Origin of the sequence: Nocardiopsis sp. TSRI0078 (assembly GCF_001905145.1) — a bacterium.
GTDB lineage: Bacteria > Actinomycetota > Actinomycetes > Streptosporangiales > Streptosporangiaceae > Nocardiopsis.
On sequence record NZ_LWLB01000037.1, the window covers coordinates 88,646 to 108,093 of the forward strand.

General features: G+C 73.2%; 14 protein-coding genes. 9 read left to right on the forward strand and 5 right to left on the reverse strand.

The window, feature by feature from the left end; all coding sequences use genetic code 11:
• Positions 1-112 precede the first annotated feature (112 nt).
• The 4 genes from pcaH (at position 113) to pcaD (ending at position 4,052) form a co-directional block, all read left to right on the forward strand.
• A complete protein-coding gene (gene pcaH / locus A6A08_RS26230) occupies positions 113-877 on the forward strand; it encodes a protocatechuate 3,4-dioxygenase subunit beta (protein ID WP_073705334.1) in 765 nt (254 codons plus the stop codon).
• On the forward strand, positions 874-1,437 hold the full coding sequence (gene pcaG / locus A6A08_RS26235; protein WP_073705335.1) for a protocatechuate 3,4-dioxygenase subunit alpha: 564 nt from the start codon (positions 874-876) through the stop codon (positions 1,435-1,437). Before pcaH ends, pcaG begins: the two co-directional genes overlap by 4 nt.
• A gap of 97 nt (positions 1,438-1,534) precedes the next feature.
• Positions 1,535-2,929: a 3-carboxy-cis,cis-muconate cycloisomerase gene (gene pcaB, locus A6A08_RS26240; protein WP_073705336.1), complete on the forward strand. Its 1,395-nt coding sequence runs from the start codon at positions 1,535-1,537 to the stop codon at positions 2,927-2,929.
• Positions 2,919-4,052 carry a 3-oxoadipate enol-lactonase gene (gene pcaD / locus A6A08_RS26245; RefSeq protein ID WP_073705337.1) on the forward strand — a complete coding sequence of 378 codons (1,134 nt, stop codon included), beginning with the start codon at positions 2,919-2,921 and terminating at the stop codon, positions 4,050-4,052. Before pcaB ends, pcaD begins: the two co-directional genes overlap by 11 nt.
• A 52-nt stretch (positions 4,053-4,104) precedes the next feature.
• Here pcaD and A6A08_RS26250 read toward each other — a convergent pair whose 3' ends face one another.
• The 5 genes from A6A08_RS26250 to A6A08_RS26270 all read right to left on the reverse strand — a co-directional run bounded on the left by A6A08_RS26250 (position 4,105) and on the right by A6A08_RS26270 (position 11,370).
• Positions 4,105-4,941, reverse strand: a complete 837-nt coding sequence (locus A6A08_RS26250) for an SAM-dependent methyltransferase (RefSeq protein WP_073705338.1) — start codon at positions 4,939-4,941, stop codon at positions 4,105-4,107.
• A 127-nt stretch (positions 4,942-5,068) separates the two neighbouring features.
• A complete protein-coding gene (locus A6A08_RS26255) occupies positions 5,069-5,797 on the reverse strand; it encodes a hypothetical protein (RefSeq protein WP_073705339.1) in 729 nt (242 codons plus the stop codon).
• Positions 5,794-8,796, reverse strand: a complete 3,003-nt coding sequence (locus A6A08_RS26260; RefSeq protein WP_073705444.1) for a DEAD/DEAH box helicase — start codon at positions 8,794-8,796, stop codon at positions 5,794-5,796. Before A6A08_RS26260 ends, A6A08_RS26255 begins: the two co-directional genes overlap by 4 nt.
• A 304-nt stretch (positions 8,797-9,100) precedes the next feature.
• Positions 9,101-10,510 (reverse strand): MFS transporter, encoded by a 1,410-nt coding sequence (locus A6A08_RS26265; RefSeq protein ID WP_073705340.1) that lies wholly within the window; start codon positions 10,508-10,510, stop codon positions 9,101-9,103.
• Positions 10,507-11,370 (reverse strand): glycerophosphodiester phosphodiesterase, encoded by an 864-nt coding sequence (locus tag A6A08_RS26270; protein ID WP_073705341.1) that lies wholly within the window; start codon positions 11,368-11,370, stop codon positions 10,507-10,509. The genes A6A08_RS26265 and A6A08_RS26270 overlap by 4 nt, the downstream gene beginning before the upstream one ends.
• Before the next feature lie 153 nt (positions 11,371-11,523).
• Between A6A08_RS26270 and A6A08_RS26275 the strand changes: the two genes are divergently transcribed.
• From A6A08_RS26275 to A6A08_RS26295, 5 genes are all read left to right on the forward strand, one after another.
• Positions 11,524-12,027 (forward strand): Rv3235 family protein, encoded by a 504-nt coding sequence (locus A6A08_RS26275; protein WP_073705342.1) that lies wholly within the window; start codon positions 11,524-11,526, stop codon positions 12,025-12,027.
• A gap of 299 nt (positions 12,028-12,326) precedes the next feature.
• A complete protein-coding gene (locus tag A6A08_RS26280; protein ID WP_073705343.1) occupies positions 12,327-14,225 on the forward strand; it encodes a S9 family peptidase in 1,899 nt (632 codons plus the stop codon).
• Between the two features lie 480 nt (positions 14,226-14,705).
• Positions 14,706-15,698: a C40 family peptidase gene (locus A6A08_RS26285; protein ID WP_083609298.1), complete on the forward strand. Its 993-nt coding sequence runs from the start codon at positions 14,706-14,708 to the stop codon at positions 15,696-15,698.
• 606 nt (positions 15,699-16,304) lie between these two features.
• Positions 16,305-17,372 carry an IS110 family transposase gene (locus tag A6A08_RS26290; RefSeq protein ID WP_073705345.1) on the forward strand — a complete coding sequence of 356 codons (1,068 nt, stop codon included), beginning with the start codon at positions 16,305-16,307 and terminating at the stop codon, positions 17,370-17,372.
• 437 nt (positions 17,373-17,809) lie between these two features.
• Positions 17,810-19,408 (forward strand): glycosyltransferase family 2 protein, encoded by a 1,599-nt coding sequence (locus tag A6A08_RS26295; protein ID WP_083609299.1) that lies wholly within the window; start codon positions 17,810-17,812, stop codon positions 19,406-19,408.
• Positions 19,409-19,448: the final 40 nt, after the last annotated feature.

A 19,448-nucleotide genomic window follows, 5' to 3' on the forward strand; every position in this document is an offset into this window, starting at 1 on the left:
CGCCTCCCCGTCCGGCGAGACCCGAGGGACCGCCCGGACCAGGGGCCGCACGAGCCCGGACCACTTCGGGGGCCACCGGGAGCCGGTACCGTACGAGCGAAGGAACACCGTCATGTCCACCCCACCCGACGCGGAGCGCACGCAGTCCGGTCTGTACGTGCCCGGCTACGTCCGTGACCACGACACCCACCCCCCGCTGGACTTCCCCGGCTACAAGAGCACGGCCCTGCGCCACCCCAAGCGCCCGCTCACCCTGCTCCCGCACATGCTCACCGAGATCACCTCGCCGGTCCTGGGCCAGGACCGGCTCGGCGAGCTGGACCACGACCTCACCCGTCAGCACGAGGAGGAGCCCCAGGGGCAGCGCATCATCGTGCACGGCCAGGTCCGCGACAGCGACGGCGAGCCCGTCCCCGACACCCTGGTGGAGGTCTGGCAGGCCAACGCGGGCGGACGCTACCGCCACGCCCGCGACACCTGGCCCGCCCCGCTCGACCCCAACTTCACCGGGGTCGGCCGCACCATGACCGACGCCGAGGGGCGCTACCGGTTCGTCACCATCCGCCCGGGCGCCTACCCGTGGGGCAACCACCAGAACGCCTGGCGGCCCGCGCACATCCACTTCTCCCTGTTCGGGAGGGCCTTCACCCAGCGTCTCGTCACCCAGATGTACTTCCCCGACGACCCGCTGTTCTTCCAGGACCCCATGTGGAACTCGGTGCCCGACCCCAAGGCCCGCGAGCGCATGCTGTCCAGCTACGACCACGACACCACCGAACCCTCGTGGGCGCTGGCCTACCGCTGGGACATCGTGCTGCGCGGACGCGAACAGACCCCGTTCGAGTCCGAGGAAGAGATCCTGGAGGACGACGAGTGAGCACGTACCCCACCACCCCGGCCCAGACGGTCGGCCCCTACCTGCACATCGGCCTGCCCTGGCCCGACGGCCCCTACGCCGTGGCCGAGGGCGCACCTGGCGCGGTGTGGATCCGCGGGACCGTCTACGACGGCGCGGGCGAGGTCGTCCCCGACGCCGTCATCGAGACCTGGCAGGCCGACCCGGACGGCCGCTTCGACCACCCCGACGACCCGCGCGGGGCCAGGAGCTACCCCGGCTTCCGCGCCTTCGGCCGCTGCCCCACCGACGCCGACGGCGGCTACGGGATCCTCACCCTCAAGCCCGGCGCCGTCCCGGGCCCGCACGGCGACCAGGCCCCGCACATCGACGTCTCGGTGTTCGCGCGCGGCATGCTGAACAGGGTCGTCACCCGCCTGTACTTTCCCGAGGAGGAGGCCGCCAACGCCGCCGACCCGGTACTGGCCGGCATCGAGGATCCGCGGGCCCGCGCCACCCTCGTCGCCCGCCGTGAGGGGGACGGGTACCGTTTCGACATCCGCCTCCAGGGCGAGGGGGAGACCGTCTTCTTCGACATCTAGCGTGCCGCGGACACAGGACCGTCCGCACGGAGGCCGGGCTGGTGGACCCTTCCGGCCACGACACCAGCCCGGCGGCCCACGACCCGGAGGGGAACCCATGACCGGCCTGTTCGACGGCGTCTTCGACCACGGCCCCGTAGCCGGACTCACCGACGACACCGCCTGGCTCCAGGCCCTGCTCGACGTGGAGGCCGCACTGGCACGCGCCCTCGCCGACACGGGGTCCCTGGCACCGGAGCGGGCCGAGTCCATCGCCGCCGCCTGCGCCGCCCACCGCTACGACCCGGCCGGCCTGGGCCGTGCCGCGGCCGGCGGCGGCAACCCGGTCATCCCCCTGGTCAGGGAGCTCACCGCGCGGGTGCGCGAGAGCGACCCCGACGCGGCCCGCCACGTGCACCGGGGCGCCACCAGCCAGGACGTCATGGACACCGGCGCCATGCTGCTGGCCCGGCGCGCGGGCGGCGCACTGGAGTCGGACCTGCGCGCCCTCGCCGACCACCTGCGCGGCCTCGCGGGGGCGCACCGCACCACGCCCATGCCCGGCCGCACCCTGCTCCAGCAGGCCCTGCCCACCACCTTCGGCGCGGTCGCCGCCGGATGGGCCAACGGATTGTCGGAGGCCGCCGACCAGCTCGGCCTCGTACTGCGAGGACGCCTGGCCGTCCAGTTCGGTGGCGCCGTCGGCACCCTGGCCTCCCTCGGCCGGGACGGCCCCGCCGTCACCGCGGCCCTGGCCGCGCGCCTGGATCTGGCCGAGCCCGTCCTGCCCTGGCACACCGACCGCGGCCGGATCGCCGAGCTGGCCGCCGCCCTGGGCCGGGTCTGCGGCGCCGTCGGCACCGCCGCCCAGGACATCGTGCTGCTGGCCCAGACCGAGGTCGGCGAGCTCGTCGAGGAGGGCGGCCCCGGCGTCGGCGGCTCCTCCACCATGCCGCACAAGCGCAACCCCGTCGCCGCCGTCAGCGCCCTGGCCTGCGCACGCCAGGCCCCCGGACTCGTCGCGAACCTGTTCGCCGCCCAGATCCAGGAGCACCAGCGGGCCGCCGGGAGCTGGCACGCCGAGTGGCTGCCCCTGACCGACCTGCTGCGCCGCACCGGAGCCGCCGTGGCCTGGCTGCGCACCAGCGCGGACCGGCTGCACGTCGACACCGCGCGGATGCGGGCCAACCTGGACGCCACCGGCGGCCTGGCCCTGTCCGAGCGCGTCACCACCGACCTGGCGCCCGAGCTCGGCCGCATGGACGCCCACCGCCTGGTCACCGACGCCTGCCGGGAGGCCGTCGACTCCGGACGGGACCTGGCCGAGGTCCTCACCGAACGCCTCGGCGGCACCCGCACCCCCGAGCGGATCCGCGACCTGCTCGACCCGGCGGGATACCTGGGCTCGGCCGCGGTCCTCACCGACCGGGTCACCGGGGCGAGAACGGGTAGGACAGGCCGCGCGGAACACACCGACAGCGAAGAAGGAGTACAGACACCCGATGAGCGTTGACCTCCACCACACCGAGAGCGGACCGGCCGACGCGCCGCCCCTGCTGCTCGGAGGCTCCCTCGGCACCACCACGCGGATGTGGGAACCGCAGGTCGAGGCGCTCTCGACCGTCTTCCGGGTGATCCGCTTCGACCACCGCGGACACGGGGACTCGCCCGTCCCCGAGGGCCCCTACACCATGGCCGACCTGAGCGGCGACGTCATCGCGCTGATGGACCGGCTGGGTATCGAGCGCGCCCACTACGCGGGGCTGTCCATCGGCGGCATGGTCGGCCAGTGGCTCGCCATCCACCACCCCGAGCGCATCGACCGCCTGGCCCTGCTGGCCACCGCCCCGTACATGGGCCCGGCCCGGAACTGGCGGGACCGCGCCGACCTGGTGCGCGCCGAGGGCACCGGAGCCGTGGCGGACTCGGTGGTGGAGCGCTGGTTCACCCCGGACTTCGCCAAGGCCCGCCCCCAGGAGGTCTCCCTGCTGCGCGGGCAGATCGCCTCCACGGCGGCGGAGGGCTACGCGGGCTGCTGCGGGGCCATCGAGACCTACGACGTGCGCGAGGACCTGCACCGGATCACGGCGCCCACGCTGGTGATCGCCGGAGCCGACGACCCGGCGACGCCGCCCGCCGGGAACGCCGAGCTGATCGCCGAGCGCGTCCCCGGGGCGCGCCTGGCCGTGCTGGAGGAGGCCGCGCACCTGCTGTCCTGGCAGCAGAGCACGAAGGTGAACACGCTGCTCACCCAGCACTTCGCGTCCGCCGACCGCCACGCCTCGGGGATGCGGGTGCGCCGCGCCGTACTGGGCGACGAACACGTGGACCGGGCCGAGGCGCGCAAGAGCGCGTTCACCGAGCCGTTCCAGGACCTCATCACCCGCTACGCCTGGGGAGAGATCTGGACCCGCCCGGGTCTGGACCGGCGCACCCGCAGCTGCATGGTGCTCACCGCGCTGGTCGCGCACGGCCACTGGGCCGAGCTGGCCATGCACGTGCGCGCGGCGCTGCGCAACGGGCTGAGCCGGGACGAGATCGGCGAGGTGTTCCTGCAGGCCGCGATCTACTGCGGGGTGCCCGCCGCGAACAAGGCGTTCGGCATCGCCCAGGAGGTCTTCGCCGAACAGGCCTGAGGCCTCCGGTGCCCGGCCCGGTTCTGGGGCCGGGCACCCCGGAACCTTCGGGTCAGCGCTTGAACGCGACGCCCCCCAGCTCCCACAGCTTCACCTCGGGGTCCTCCGGGCGGAACCGGGGCTCGGCCCCGGGCATCCGCCAGGTGGCGCAGTCCACCGCGCGGGGACCCTCGTCGCGCCCGTCGAGCCAGGGACTGGCCAGCTCCAGGCCCTCGAAGACCACGGAGGCCTCCTCGGGGCTGCGCACCCGTCCCCAGGGGGTGCCGAAGGACAGGATCTTGTCGGTCATCCAGACGGCGGAGCCGGGGTCGTCGGAGACGATGTGGGAGAAGATGACGCACGAGCCCGGCGCCAGGCGGCCCATGAGCGAGCGCACCATACCGAACGGGTCGCTGTCGTCGGGCAGGCAGTGCAGGAGCGACACCAACATCACGCACACGGGCTGGTCCGTGTCGATGAGCCTGGCGGTCTCGGGGGCCCCGAGGATCTCGTCGGTGTCGCGGATGTCGGCCAGCAGGAAGGCGGTGTCGGCGCTGTCGCTGATCAGCGCCCGACCGTGCGCGAGCACGATGGGGTCGTGGTCGACGTAGAGGACCCGGGCCCGGGGGTTGGCCTGCTGGGCCGCGTGGTGGGTGTTGTTGGCGGTGGGCAGACCGGCCCCCAGGTCGAGGAACTGCTCCACCCCCTGGGCGGCGACGTACTCGACCGCGCGTGAGAGGTAGGCGCGGTTGTCGTTGGCGAAGGCGACCAGTTCGGGTATGCCGTCCGCGAGCGCCTCACAGGCCTTGCGGTCCGCCTCGAAGTTGTCCTTGCCCCCCAACAGGTAGTCGTACATGCGTGCGATGCTGGGGGTTTCCATGTCGATGTTGGGAGGAAAGTGATCGGTCATAGAGGACACCCATTCGGAGCAGTGGGGAGGAGCTTTCTCTGGCCGAATGGTAACCGTTCCCGCGCACTCTTACCGGAGTTTTCGTCGACAAAGTCCAAAGTGCGTATTCGGTTGCCGCATGTTCACATTAGAGTCCTGGCCGCGGGTGTCCGAAACCAGGCAGATCATCGGCCATCACCCCGGGGGCCGCGGCTCTGACGCGCTCTCCGGCACCGTCGGGCGGGCTCGGCGGGTCGGGAAGGGAGGGCGCGGCCCAGAACGCGGCGGCCGAGGACGGGGCCGCCGCGTCCGGCGGGGAAGGGGACTCGGTACCGATTTCGAATGCTGACGCATCACCGTTTTCCCCGAATGTCGCCTCTTCGCCCGAAGGTCCTTTTGCTGCGGTCGTGGAAAACGCTCTGACCTGCGCCATGAGAGCACGCCGCTCCCGACCCAGCCAACGGGTCAGCGCGAACGGGTCGCGGTCGGCCTCGGCGCCCAGCTCCGCCACGGCCGCCGCCAGGTGCGCGCACCTGGAGTCCCACCGGTCGCAGGAGCACGTCGCCACCAGGTCGTCCCACCCGCGCGGCACCAGATCCCACCCCAGCAGCGAGAACACGCGGGCCGCCGCCACCGGCAGTTCGCCGGCCAGCACCCGGGCACGGAACACCGGCTGCGAGGCCAGCGCCGCGCACAGGCGTTCCCACTCGGCCTCGGGGACGACCGTGCGGATCAGGCTCACCTCGTGCACGCCCGGGCCGCGCACCCGCCCCGCGACCTCGCCCGGGCGCACGGCCAGCCGCTCGACCCGGACGGCCCCGGAGGTCCGCCCGGGCTCTCCCAGGGCCTCGGCGAACAGGGAGGACCACGTGCTCATCCGGCCACCGCCTCCGGGGACAGCCGCACGACCTCGCGCAGGTCCTCCACCGAGAGCCCGGTCAGCCACGTCTCACCGGTGGCCACGGCGCTGTCGGCCAGTGCGCTCTTGCGTTCGATCATCTCGTCCACCCGCTCCTCGACGGTGCCCACGCACACCAGCTTGCGCACCTGCACGTCCCGCCGCTGACCGATCCGGAAGGCACGGTCGGTGGCCTGGTCCTCCACCGCCGGGTTCCACCAGCGGTCCACGTGCACCACGTGGTTGGCCGCGGTCAGGTTCAGCCCCGTCCCGGCGGCCTTGAGCGAGAGCAGGAACACCGCCGGACCGTCCAGGGTCTGGAAGCGCCGGGTCATCTCCTCCCGGTCCGCCCGCGGGGTGCCCCCGTGCAGCCACAGCACCGGCACCCCCAGCCGCGAGCGCAGATAGGGGGCCAACCGCTCGCCGAAGCGCGCGTACTGGGTGAAGCACAGGGCCTTGTCCCCCTCGGCGACGGCCTCACCCAGGATCGCCTCCAGCCGTTCCAGCTTGCCCGAGCGCCCCGACAGCGCCGAGCCGTCCCCCAGGAACTGGGCCGGATGGTTGCAGATCTGCTTGAGCCGCGTCATCGTCGCCAGCACCAGCCCCTTGCGCTCCTTCTCGGTGGCCTCGGCCATGCGCTCGCCCATGTCGTCCACCACCGCCTTGTACAGCGAGGCCTGTTCGGGGGTGAGCGTGCACCAGGTGCGCATCTCCAGCTTCTCGGGCAGGTCGGCGATGATCGACCGGTCGGTCTTGAGGCGGCGCAGCACGAACGGACCGGTCATGCGGCGCACGAGGCCGGTGTCGGGACCGTCCTCGCCGCCGACCGCCTGCTCGAAGGCCGAGGCCGACCCCAGCAGTCCCGGGTTGGCGAACTCCATGACCGACCACAGCTCGCCCAGGTTGTTCTCCACCGGTGTGCCGGTGAGCGCGATCCGGGTGGTGGCGGGCAGCGACCGCACCGCCCGGGCCTGGCGCGTGCCGTGGTTCTTGAGGGCCTGCGCCTCGTCGCACACCACCCGGTGCCAGGGCATGCCCGACAGCTCCTCGGCGTCGCGGGCGACCACCCCGTAGGTGGTGACCACCAGGTCGCACGACCCCACCAGGCGGGCCAGCGCGTTGCCGGAGGGGCGGTCCTGGCCGTGCTGCACGTGCACCCTCAGCGAGGGCGCGAACTTCTCGGCCTCGCGCCGCCAGTTGCCCACCAGCGAGACCGGGCACACCAGCAGGGTCGGCCCCGGCGGGGCGTCCTTCGCGCGCTCCTCGGTGAGCAGGGCCAGCAGCTGCACGGTCTTGCCCAGCCCCATGTCGTCGGCCAGCACCGCGCCCAGGCCCAGTTCGCCCAGGAAGCGCAGCCACGCCGCACCCCGGTCCTGGTAGGGGCGCAGCGTGCCCCGGAACCCCGGCGGGTTCCCGAGGGGGCGCGGCTCGGCCTTGGCGCCCCCGTCCAACAGCGCGCCCAGCGGCCCGGAGGCGACCACGTCCGTGACGGGCAGGGGCGCCGTGTCCTGCGCGCCGATGGCCGTGCGCAGGGCCTCGTCGGTGCGCATCCAGTGGCCGCCGCGCCGTTTGAGCAGGTCCAGGGTGGCGCCGACCCGCTCGGGATCCACCTCCATCCACCGGCCGCGCACCCGGACCAGGGAGCGCTTGAGGCGGGCGAGCTCGGCCAGCTCGGCCAGTTCGTCCTCGGTGAGCGGTTCGGCCTCCTCGCCGTCGCGGCCCCGGAGCAGGGCCTCGAAGGACACGTTGACCAGGTCCGAGGGGCCCACGCCTTTGCCTCCGCGCCTGCGGGGCGCCTCCTCGACCGTCACGCGCAGACCCAGGGCCGGCCTGGCCCGCCACTCGGGGAGGACCACCGCGAAACCCGCCCCGCTCAGCCGGGGCGCCGCCTCGGCCACGAACTCCTGGGCGTCCTCGGTGCTGAGCAGCATCCGGGTCGGGGCCAGGTCGCGCAGCGCGCGGCGCAGCGGCGGGTGGTGGCGGGCGGCCCGGCGCAGGTCGGCCAGTGCGGTGGTGCCCACGTCGGCGGGCAACCAGGCGGCGCCCTCGCCCTGCCACACCTGTTCCAGGGGCAGGCGCAGGCCGGGATCGGTGACCGAGCGCACCCAGAACTCGACCGTCCACGGCCCGTCGCGGTCGGGTTCGCGCAGCAGGAACAGCAGCGCCGCCCGCCCCGCGCCGCGCACCCGGGAGCGCCACTCGCGCAGCGGGCCGCGCAGCCGTGCGGCGGTGTCGGCGTCGACCCCGGGGTGCTCGCCGGTGAGCGCGTCGGCCAGCCGCCGGCCGGGGGAGGACTCCCCGATCGCGCCGGGGCCCGGGGCCGCGTCGCGGTGGGGTGCGCGGGCCGTGCGGCGGGCCACCGCGTCGGTGAGCAGTTCCAGGGGCGCGAGCACGCAGGCGCGGGCGACCGCGTCCGGGGGCTCTCCGGGCAGGTGGGCGCGCGCGGAGGGCGGCAGGGCGGCGGTGAGCGCGGCCAGGTGCTCCTCGGCCCAGTCCAGGGGCGCGGGGCGCCAGCGCGCCCGGGGCGGGTCGCCCACCAGGTCGGGCAGCACGCATCCGGAGGCGACCACCTGCTCGGCGAAGTCGCGGACCGCCCGCAGGTGGGCCAGGGAGGGGCCGAGCCGGGCCTCGGGGGGAGGGGCACAGGCCAGGAGGGACTCCGCGGAGGCGGCGTCCAGCCGCAGCGCGGGCACGCTCCAGGGGTGCAGGGCCGCCGGTGCGCAGCCGGGGGCATCGGTGGAGGCGAACGGGGCGTGGACCTCGCCGGGCAGGGTCAGTTCCAGGTGTCCCGCCCGGGGCGCCGCGGTCGGGGCGCCGCCCGAGGCCGTCAGGAGGGCGTGCAGGCCGCGGGCGTCCAGCGCGAACGGGTGAGGGCGCACCCGGACGTCCGCGTCCTTTGCCCGGGGCCCGGCGGCGGGGGCCGTCTCGGCCCACACCGTCAGCGCGTCCCCGGTCCACACGCCGTGCAGAACCCGCACCGCACCTCCCGCGTCCTCGCCGATCACCGGCCCCAGTATGACCGGAGCCGGCGACGGACCGTCACGGCGCCCGGGCGCCCCGGCGGAAACACCGCGCTAGGGAGTGTTTTTTCGAAGGCTTTCGGGTCGGTGAGCGGCCGTCGCCCCTCCTGTGCGCCGCCTCGCAGGCTCGGCAGGATCGCACAGCGGGGGCCCGGCCCCCTCTCGCGAGGCGAGGTGCGAAGTTCAGCCTGGTTGTGCTTCACGAGTGCGGCGGGAGGCAGCCTGGTGGACGCGAGCCCGAAAATGATGCAGAAAACACGACCTAGAGGTTGCGCGGCACCTCGTTGCCCACGGCGACGATGCCCTCGCGCATGCGCGTGCGCCACAGCAGCAGCCCGCCGACGAGGAAGAACACGATCAGCGACAGGATCGCCACCCGGTAGCCGCCGGTCAGGGAGACCGCGACGGTCACGGTCAGCGACCCCAGGAAGCTCGACCCCTTGTCCGAGATCTGGAACAGGCTGAAGTACTCCGCCTCCCGGCCCTTGGGGATGAGCTGGGAGTACAGCGACCGGGCCAGGGACTGGGTGCCGCCCAGCACCAGGCCGATGCCCACGCCCATGGTGATGAACAAAGGCACGTTCCCCGCCGGGAGGAAGTAGGCCGCCGCCACCAGCGCACCCCACACCACGAGCGTGGCCATCACGGTGTTCTTCGACCCCAGGTGGCGGGCCACCCGGCCCGTCAGGAAGGCGCCGCCGAAGGCCACGAACTGGATGATGAGGATGGTGATGATCAGCGCGTCCTGCTCCAGCCCCAGGTCCTGGGTGGCGAAGGGCGCCGCGTAGCGGATGGCCGCCTGCACGCCGTCGTTGAAGAAGATGAACGCCAGGAGGAAGAGGACGGTGTTGGGGTACCGGCGCATGTCCTTGAGCGTGCGCCCGAACTGGCGCAGTGACGGCCCCACCCTCGGACGGCCCCCCGAGCGCGCGGCCAGGGCGCCGTAGCGGTTGCGCAGCGGTCTGATCGCCATGACGGTGAACCCGGCCCACCAGAGGCCGACGGAGGCGAACGCGATCCGCGCGGCCCCGTCCGCGCCGACGCCCAGCGAGTCCGCGTTGACCACCAGGCCCAGGTGGACGGCCAGCAGCAGGGCGCCGCCCAGATAGCCGATGCCCCAGCCGGTGACCGACACCCGGTCGCGCTCGTCGGCGGTGGCGATCTCGGGCAGGAACGCGTTGTAGACCACGATCGAGAGGCCGTACAGCAGGTTGGCCAGCACGAAGAGCAGCGACGCCACCAGGTAGCCGTCGGTGGCGAAGTACAGTCCCGCGGTGCACAGCGACCCGCCGAGGGCCAGCCAGAACAGCCACCGCTTCTTGTGCCGGGAGTGGTCGACCATCGCCCCCACGGTGGGCAGGAGCACGATCTGCAGCAGGATCGCCACCGTGGTCAGGGCCGGGTAGAGCGCGTTGGGGTGGAGGGCGAGGACGTCCAGCCCGAGCGGGGTGAGGGCCAGCGACGGGTCCAGGCAGGCCCCGGCGTCCTCGGCCCCGGCCGACACGCACGCCAGGTTGCTCAGGTACGGGCCGATGAGCACGGTCACCACCGAGGTGATGAACACCGAGTTGGCCCAGTCGTAGACGTACCACCCGCGCTGTTCGCGTCTGCGCTGGCGGGGGTCGGTGGAGGGGGCGCCCGCCTCCGTGGGAGCGGTCATGGGGGAGGTCATCCGTTCTGGAGGGGACTGTCGTTGCCGGCTCCGGCGGCCCCGGCGGCCCGGGCGGCCCGGGCGGGTGAGGTGCGGCCCGTCCACCGGCCGCGCCGCACCAGGAGCCGCTTGAGCGCGACGGTGTCGTCGGTGACGATGCCGTCCACGCCCGCGTCGAGCAGGCGCTCCATCACCGGGGGCTCGTTGATGGTCCACACGTGCACCTGCAGGCCCAGCCGGTGCGCGGTGTGGACCAGGTCCCGGCTGAGCACGGGGAAGGAGCCGTGCCACAGGGGGATCTGGGCGCACACCGGGACCCGGCCGGCCAGGGCGCGCAGCAGCGGTGACAGGGAGGCCGCACGCAGCCGGAGCACGTCCAGGGGGCCGCAGGAGGTGGCGATGGGGCGGTCGAGGAGCCGCCGTGCCCGGTCCAGGCGGGACTGGCTGAAGGAGCCCACGCACACGCGGTTCCAGGCGTTGGTGCGGCGCAGCACCTCCGCCAGCGGCCGGACGGCCGCGTCGGCCTTCAGGTCGATGTTGAACCGCGCCTCGGGCCAGGAACCGAGCAGGTCCTCCAGCAGCGGGACCGGCTCGCGCCCGGCCACGCGGGCGCGGGCGACCTCCCGGTGGGGCAGGCCGCCGATGGCGCCGGCCATGTCGGTGGCGCGGTCCAGGGTGGGGTCGTGGAAGGCCATGAGGACGCCGTCGCTGGTGGCGTGCACGTCCGTCTCCAGGTACGTGTAGCCGAGGTCGATGGCGTACTGGAAGGCGGTGGCCGTGTTCTCCAGTTCGGTCCGGCGCTCGCCCTGGTCGTCGATGAGCCACCCGCCTCGGTGGGCGAGGGCCACGGGTACGGAAGAGGAGAGGTAGGCGTCAGTCACGTCTGCAGTATGCCGGGTACGGCACGCGATGTGCCCGTCGGCATATCCGCGGACAGATACCGAAAACCTGGAATGCCAGGTGGCACGGGGGAGGGGGTGCGGCCTCTGTGTAGGGGTGAAGGCGACCGTCATCCTCCCGGAAGGGACCTGTTCATGTCGCACACCCCCGCCTGTCACTCCTGCCCCCGCCCCCTCTGCGCCCGTGCCGCGTCCGCGCACCACCGCCCGGCCCGCACCCTCGCGCGCACCCCTGTGCCCCCGCGTCCCACCCTCGCGCGCCGGCGCGGCCTCCCCGTGCTGGCGGGCCACCGGACCCCCGGCGACGTGCACCTGCTGGCCCAGCGCATGGCGGAGGTCCTGGTGGGCCGCCGCGCCACCGAGGTGCTGCGCGACCATGTGACCGTGTCGGTCCGCGAGGAGCTGCGCAGCATGCGCGGCACGGTCTCCTGCGAACTCGCCCCCCGGCTGACACGGGTGTTCCACCAGCGCCCCGACGCCGAGGGGGTGGAGGCCAGCGCCGTGATCCGCTGCGACCGGCGCTCGCGGGTGTTCGCCTTCCGCGCCCGGCGCGAGGAGGGCCGGTGGGTGTGCACGCACCTGGAGACCGACGGCGTCGGCCGCCGCCGCTGCGGCCTTCCGGTCGAGTCGGCGCGGTGACCGGGCGGGGCCGGTCCGGTGTCGCCCGGTGCCGGGCCGGCCCCCGCGCCTCCGCCGGAGCCGTGTTCGTCCGCCGACCTTTGTCCCTTTGTCGGAAAAGCGCCTGGATTTCCGATAAGAGGCCTGGATAGGGTCCGTCTGGGGCGCTCTCCGGACCGGGTGCGTCCCGCGTTCGAACGGCGGCACCCGACGTGGCCCCGCCGTGCCTGGCACGCGGTGGCCCCGAACGACGGTTCCACCGCCGAAGGAAAAGGAGAGGGCGGTCACGGCGCTTCCCGCGCCGGGGCGGCCATCCGTGTATGAAACCTGACGACATCGTCCACCTGCACAGCCTCAGCGCGCCGACCCTGTCACCTGACGGCGGCCGGGCGGTCTTCGCCCTGGCCCGGCCGGACCTGGAGGAGGACGCCTACCTCGGCTCCCTGTGGTCGGTCCCCACCGACGGCTCGGCCCCGCCCGCCCGGCTCACCCGGGGGACCAGGGACAGCGGCCCGGTCTTCTCTCCCGACGGGCGGTGGATCGCCTTCCTGCGCCCCGACGAGAACAAGCGCCCCCAGATCCACGTCCTGCCCGCCGACGGCGGCGAGCCCTGGCAGACCACCTTCCACCCGCTGGGCGCGGGCGTCCCGCGCTGGAGCCCCGACTCCACCCGGATCGCCTACACCGCGCGGGTCCCCGAACCCGACCGGTACGTGGACGTCGAACCGGGCAAGGAGCCGCCCCGGCGCATCACCCGGCTCAAGTACCGGCTGGACGGCCTCGGGTTCACCAACGACCGGCGTTCGCACGTGTTCGTGTCCGCGCCGGTCGACCCCTCCGGTGAGGTGGGAGAGCCGGTCCAGGTGACCCGGGGCGACGTCGACCACCGGGCCGTGGCCTGGCGCCCCGACGGCGGCGAGCTGGTCTTCTCCGCCGGGCGGCACGCGACCCGCGACACCGACCTGGTCACCGACCTGTGGGCGTGCGCGCCGGAGGAGGGCGCCGAGCCGCGCCGGGTCACCGCCGGGACCCTGGACGCCGAGGAGGGCGTCTTCTCCGAGGACGGCGCCACCGTCTACTTCCGCGGCGACGAGCTCGGCCCCGGCCTGGACGACTTCGTGGGGCGGACCACCGCCCTGTGGTCGGTTCCCGCCGACGCCTCGGCCGCACCCGTCCGGCTGACGCCCGCCCAGGACCCCAGGATGTCCGCGGGGCCCAAGGCCACCGCCCGGGGGCTGCTCGGCCTGGCGGAGAACAGGGGAGCGGTGGACCTGGTCCTGGTGCCCTTCGGGGGAGGCGAACCCGAGACCGTCATCGGCGGCGGGGTGCAGGTCCAGTCCTTCGACAGCGCCGGCGGGGTCACCGTCGCGGTGGTCGCCGACGGGCGCAGCAGCGGTGAGCTGGTCCTGGTCACCGACACAGGCACGCGGGCGCTCACGGAGTTCGCCGGCGCCCTGGACCCGCTGCCGGTGACGGAGCTGACGGCGACCACGGCCGACGGGTGGCCCGTGCACGGATGGGTCGCGCTCCCCGAGGGAGAGGGCCCGCACCCGGTGGTGCTGATGATCCACGGCGGCCCGTTCACGCAGTACGGCCCCCAGCTCTTCGACGAGGCCCAGGTCCACGCGGCGGCCGGATACGCGGTGGTCATGTGCAACCCGCGCGGATCCTCCGGCTACGGGCACGAGCACGGCCGGGCCGTCATCGGCTCGGTGGGGCGGACCACCGCCACCGACGTCCTGGCCTTCCTGGATGAGGCGCTCAAGGACGAACGGCTCGACTCCTCCCGGGTGGGCGTCATGGGCGGCTCGCACGGCGGTTTCATGGCCACCTGGATCTCCGCCCACCACGGCGACCGCTTCAGGGCGGCGATCAGCGAGCGCGCGGTCAACGCGATCGAGAGCTTCCACGGCTCCTCCGACATCGGTGCGTACTTCCCCGAACCGCTGTACGGGCCGCCGGAGACCTGGGCCGAGGAGAGCCCGCTCACCTACGCTGACCAGATCGGCATCCCCTTCCTCATCATCCACTCGGAGGAGGACTGGCGCTGTCCACTGGAGCAGGCGCAGCGCCTGTTCGTGGCACTGAAGCGGCGCGGGCACGAGACGGAGATGCTGCTCTTCCCCGGGGAGGGGCACGAGCTGTCGCGCTCGGGGCTGCCCAGCCACCGGGTCGCCCGGTTCGAGGCGATCCTGGACTGGTGGCAGCGCCACCTGTGAGGCGTGCCGGGGGGAGGGGTGCGCCCCTTCCTCCGCTTCCTGTGATGCGTATCACTTTTCCGGAGGACTTGACCCTGTTTTGGGGTGGTCTGACCGGGGAGAATAAGTCCCCGTTTCGGCGCACTGAGCGGCTTTCCGGGCCTCTTGCCATGGAGTCGCAGTTCAGAAGGTTGCCCAAGAGAAGGTAACGAAAGGGTCGCGTCAGACCCTTGTGGTGGATTAGTGTTCCCTCAGGCCGGAACGCCCCCGTTAGTCACCACAAGGGTGACGGCGTCCGGTTTCCGTCGCACTCTGCTCGTCAGCAGTCCTTTCCCAGGAGCAGAGGCCGTCGCAGAAGCACCGGCGCATCTCACGCGGCCCCTCTTGCACGCCGCCAGCCGGGATCCCCCTCCCACCACATCCCCACACGCCTGTCCCAGGCGTGCCTCAGGGATGCCCTGCGCCGGTAGACGGGTGATGGGGAGGAAGGCAGTCGGTCCCTTGACTCGCAATCCCGAATCCAGCATGCGCCGTATCGCGACGGCCGGTTGCGCCACCCTGGGTGCGGTCGTCCTGTCCTCGGGCGTCGCCCTCGCCGAACCCACCCGGGGGGAGGCCGAGGAGCGCTACGAGCAGCTCCAGGAGGAGCTCTCGGAGCTCAACGAGGCCTACAACCAGGCCGGGGAGGACCACGAGGCCGCCCAGGCCGAGCTGGAGGACATCGAGGAGCGCCTCGACACGGCCCAGCAGGAACTGGAGTCCAAGTCGGACAAGGTCGCCGGGATCGCCCAGACCGCCTACACCGGCTCCACCCACAGCCTCTTCACGGTCCTGTTCGAGGGCGCCCCGGACGCGTCCCTGCAGAACATCGCCGACCTGAACTTCCTCTCCGAGGGCCAGGACGAGGTCCTGGCCGGCTACACCGCGGAGGTGGAGCGCGCCGAGGAGCTGCGCGACCAGGCCGCGGCGGCCGAGGAGGACGCGGCCGAGGCGCTGACCGAGGCCGAGAAGGCCCAGGAGGAGGGCGAGACCGCCCTGGAGGAGCAGGCCGAGGTCCTGGAGAGCATGGGCGGGCAGGACCCGACCGCCTCCGAGGCCTCCTCGGGCGGTGGCGGCACGGCCGCGGTGTCCGGCGACGTGCAGGCCGTCCTGGACTTCGCCCGCGCCCAGATCGGCAAGCCCTACGTCTGGGGCGGCACCGGACCCGACGGCTACGACTGCTCCGGGCTGGTCCAGGCCGCGTGGGCCCAGGCCGGGGTCAGCCTGCCCCGCACCACCTACGACCAGGTCAACGCCGGTACGCGCGTCTCCCGTGACCAGGTGCAGCCCGGAGACCTGCTGTTCTTCTACAGCGAGTCCTCCCCCAGCCACGTGGGGATCTACTCCGGCAACGGCAACATGATCCACGGATCCAACCCGTCCAAGCCGCTGGAGGAGGTCTCCCTGGCGGCGTACTGGGACGGTGTCTTCACCGTGGCGGTCCGCGTCGGCTAGATCGTTGGTGGGAACTCCCTGAACCGGCTGCGGGCATGGCGAAGGGCGTCGAGGACCGGTGTGTGAGGACTGACCTTGACGCCCTTCTGACCGCACTCCGCGTCCATCTGGGCGGCCATGTGGCCCCTGCGCGGAACCAAACCGCCCGCCGGGGCCGTCCCGGCTGCCCACCGACGCCGAACAGGTGTGCCTGGCCATCGCCCAAGTCCTGCTCCGTTGTGGTTCCGAACGCCATTGGATGCGCACCGCCCCCCGCAGGATCGGGCACCTGTTCCCTCGCCCGGCCTGCCGGTACGAGTACAACCGCTGTGAGTCTTGGGGTGGCTGGTCTGGGACTGGCCGGTCAGAGTAGATGTCGGTCGCTCCGGCCCAGGTTGTGACTCATACAATCGCTGGCCCTGCCTGGGTGCCCTTCGGTGGACTTGTCCGTCCTGGAGCCGGAGCGGCCGGCGCCGCCCTGGCCCACCTCGGTGTCCTGATCAGGAGATTGCCCGACCGTCGAGTCGTGGCCCGTCACAGTGCTGCCCCGAAGTGACTTCCCCCAAGCCGGCGCCGGCCGCGTGCGGCCGGACCGTGTTCCTGGATCAGGAAGGACTTCCGACCGCCGTGAGCATCGTCGCGCACAACCACCCGTTCGTCATCGGCGTGGACACCCACGCCCGCAACCACGTCCTGGCGGTCCTGACCGCCACCGGGCAGCAGGTCGACTCGGCCCGATTCCCCACGAGCGAGGCGGGCATGGCCCGCGCGATCGCCTGGGCCGCCCGCCGCACCGGCGGCGACCTTGCCACCCTGTGGGTGATCGAGGGCACCGCCACCTACGGCGCCCAGCTCACCCGTGCCGTGGCCGGGGCCGGATACGAGGTCCTGGAGGCGCCGCGCATGAACGCCCGCGCCCACCGCGGGGTCGGCAAGTCCGACCCCTTGGACGCGCGCAGGATCGCCGAGGTCGCTTTGCCACTGGAGGAGAACCAACTGAGGCACCCGCGCCGCGGTGAGGGTGAACGCGCCGCACTGCGGGTGCTGGTCGCTGCCAGAGACCACATGACCGGCGAACGCACCGCGGCCGTCAACGCGCTCACCGCGCTCGTGCGGGCTGTGGACCTCGGCGCTGAGGCCCGACGCCCGCTGAGCAACCGGCAGATCGTCGAGTTCTCCCGCTGGCGCATCCGCGAGGAGCCGCTGGCCGCCGCGACCTCCCGCGCCGAGGCGGTGCGTCTGGCCAGGCGGATCGTCGCTCTCGACGAAGAGCTCGCCACCAACCACGATTCGATCGACACCCTGGTACGCGCCACCCCCGCGGCCAGGCTGCTGGACAAGACCGGAGTCGGGCCGATCACCGCAGCGGTCTGCCTGACCGCCTGGTCGCACCACGGCCGGGTGCGCTCAGAGGCTGCCTTCGCCTGCCTGGCCGGCGCGAACCCGATTCCCGCATCGTCAGGCAACACGGTCCGCCACCGACTCAACAGGGGCGGCGACAGACGCCTGAATCGCGCCCTGCACATCGCGACCATCACCCGTATGACCCACGACCCCGCCACCCGCGAGTACGTTCAGCGACGCCGCACTGAAGGACGCACCACGAAAGAGATCCAACGCTGCCTCAAGCGCTACCTCGCCAGACAGATCTACCGGCACCTGAACGCAGCCCGCGCCTTGCCGCTACCTACTTGACAGACATAGGAGAGTCCACCTGCGCGTCCTGGCTCCGACGCCGTCCGCCGCGGCGATGTGGCTGGTCCGGGCCGTACCCGCCTGGCACGAGAGACCGCGGTTGATGGACGGCACCCCGGTGCGGTGCGGAGCCTCCCGGGTGACGGTCAACCGCTCCAACTTGAGTGAGACGACCGGCTGCGGCATGGACGAGCCCCACCACGCCTTCTCCTGGAAGGTAGGAGGCCTGGACCCACCGGACCGTTCCGGCAGGGGCGGGGGCCCGTGGAGGGAGTACTGTCGACCAGTGCTGTTTTCCGGACCGGGGACGTTCGACGACCGTTTCGTGACACATGTACGAAGGCCTCCACGGCGCAGTCAAACGGGAGTATGGTGACTGTGTGTCACTGAATAAGCACGTAGGGTCTCACGTTGACGGGGTGTCTCACCGTGGCCGGGTGGAACGCGTCCGCACCCGCGTCTTCCGCAACGACTGGAGTGTGCTGACACCGCCCGGAATCGGGCGCTGGACCCCCGACCTGCGCGTCAGCGTCGTCATCCCGGCACACGGCGGACAGCGGCGCCTCGACCTGGCCCTGGCCTCCCTGGCCGCGCAGACCTACCCCCAGGACCTGATGGAGGTCGTGGTCGTGGACGACCGCTCCTCCCCGCCCCTGCGGCTGCCCGCGCTGCGCCCGGCGCACTGCCGCCTCCTCACCGCGCCCGACGGCGGCTGGGGCGCCGGATACGCCCGCGCCTACGGAGCCCACTCCAGTACCGGCGACGTCCTGCTGTGGATGGACGCCGACATGGTCGTGTGCCCCGAGTTCGTCGAGGCCCAGGCCCGCTGGCAGCACGTGCACGCCGAGGCGGTCACCCTCGGCCGGATCCGCTTCGCCGACACCGGCCCCGCCGACCCCGCCGAGATCCTGGCCCTGGCCCGCACCGGCGCACTCCACCGGGCCCTGGACGCCGGTCGGCACCACGAGTGGATCCACCGCCTCCTCACGGAGAGTGACGGTCTGCGCGACGCCGACCACCTGGGCTTCCACGCCTACCTCGGCGCCGCGGCGGCCGTGCGGCGCAGCCTCTACGAGGCCACCGGGGGAGTCGACCCCGGCCTCGACCTGGGCCAGGACACCGAGTTCGGCTACCGGCTCTGGCAGGCGGGCGCCGTCATGCTGCCCGAACCCGCAGCCACCGGCTGGCACGTGGGCCGCGCGGGCACCGCACGCACCCGGCTGCCCTCCGAGCGCTTCCGCACCAAGGTGCTCGCCGAGTCCATGCCGCACCCGCACGCCTACCGTGAGCGTGTACCCGCCCACCGGCGCCGCATCCCGCTCGTGCGCACCGTCGTCGACGTCTCCGGCGCCCCCTACGACCTGGTCCGCGCCTGCGTGGACCGGCTGCTGGCCAGCGCCGAGACCGACCTGACCGTCACCCTGGTCGCCGACTGGGAGGGCGCCGGGCAGGACCGGCGCTCCGTCGACGGCCTCCGCCTGGACCTGCGCCTGGTCCAGGCCAACTACCTGAGCGAACCCCGCGTCTCCTTCGCCGACTCCGCACCCCGCACCGGCTTTCCCTCGCCGTTCCTGCTGCAGGTCCCGGTCTCCTGGGGGCTGGGCCAGGTCGCCGTGTCCCGGCTGCTGGCCAGCGCCGAGCGCGCCCGCGCCGGCCTCACCGAACTCTTCTCCTCCACCTCGCCCACACGCGACGCCGGGGTGCGGCTGTGGCGCACCCGAGCGCTGGCCCGGGCCATACGGGTGTGCGAGGAGGGCGAGGACCTGGGGGACGTGGTCGCCGAACTGCACGGCCGCTACCGCATCCACGCGGGAGAGGAGACGCTGACCGACCTGTCGCTGTACCGGTCGGTGCCACCGCCTCCGCGTGTCGGGCCGGGCCCGGTGGAGATCGCCGCGCCGCTACCGCCGCCGGGGAGGTGCGACGCCCGCGAGGACGCGGACCGCCGTGGGGGCGCGCGTTCCGGCGGCTGGCTGCGCGCGGGGTGGGAGCGGGCCCGCCGCCGGCTCCGGAGGGGGAGGAGCCGGGAACGGTAGCCCGGCCGCCCCCACCGCTCACCGCCGCGCGGACACCCGG

What these genes read in the sequence shown, in the direction of transcription:
- A6A08_RS26275 (WP_073705342.1), top strand. Translation starts at nt 11,524, where the DNA reads ATGTCGCACACCCCCGCCTGTCACTCCTGCCCCCGCCCCCTCTGCGCC.
- pcaD (WP_073705337.1), top strand. Translation starts at nt 2,919, where the DNA reads ATGAGCGTTGACCTCCACCACACCGAGAGCGGACCGGCCGACGCGCCG.
- A6A08_RS26265 (WP_073705340.1), bottom strand. Translation starts at nt 10,510, where the DNA reads ATGACCTCCCCCATGACCGCTCCCACGGAGGCGGGCGCCCCCTCCACC.
- pcaH (WP_073705334.1), top strand. Translation starts at nt 113, where the DNA reads ATGTCCACCCCACCCGACGCGGAGCGCACGCAGTCCGGTCTGTACGTG.
- A6A08_RS26280 (WP_073705343.1), top strand. Translation starts at nt 12,327, where the DNA reads ATGAAACCTGACGACATCGTCCACCTGCACAGCCTCAGCGCGCCGACC.
- pcaB (WP_073705336.1), top strand. Translation starts at nt 1,535, where the DNA reads ATGACCGGCCTGTTCGACGGCGTCTTCGACCACGGCCCCGTAGCCGGA.
- A6A08_RS26250 (WP_073705338.1), bottom strand. Translation starts at nt 4,941, where the DNA reads ATGACCGATCACTTTCCTCCCAACATCGACATGGAAACCCCCAGCATC.
- A6A08_RS26255 (WP_073705339.1), bottom strand. Translation starts at nt 5,797, where the DNA reads ATGAGCACGTGGTCCTCCCTGTTCGCCGAGGCCCTGGGAGAGCCCGGG.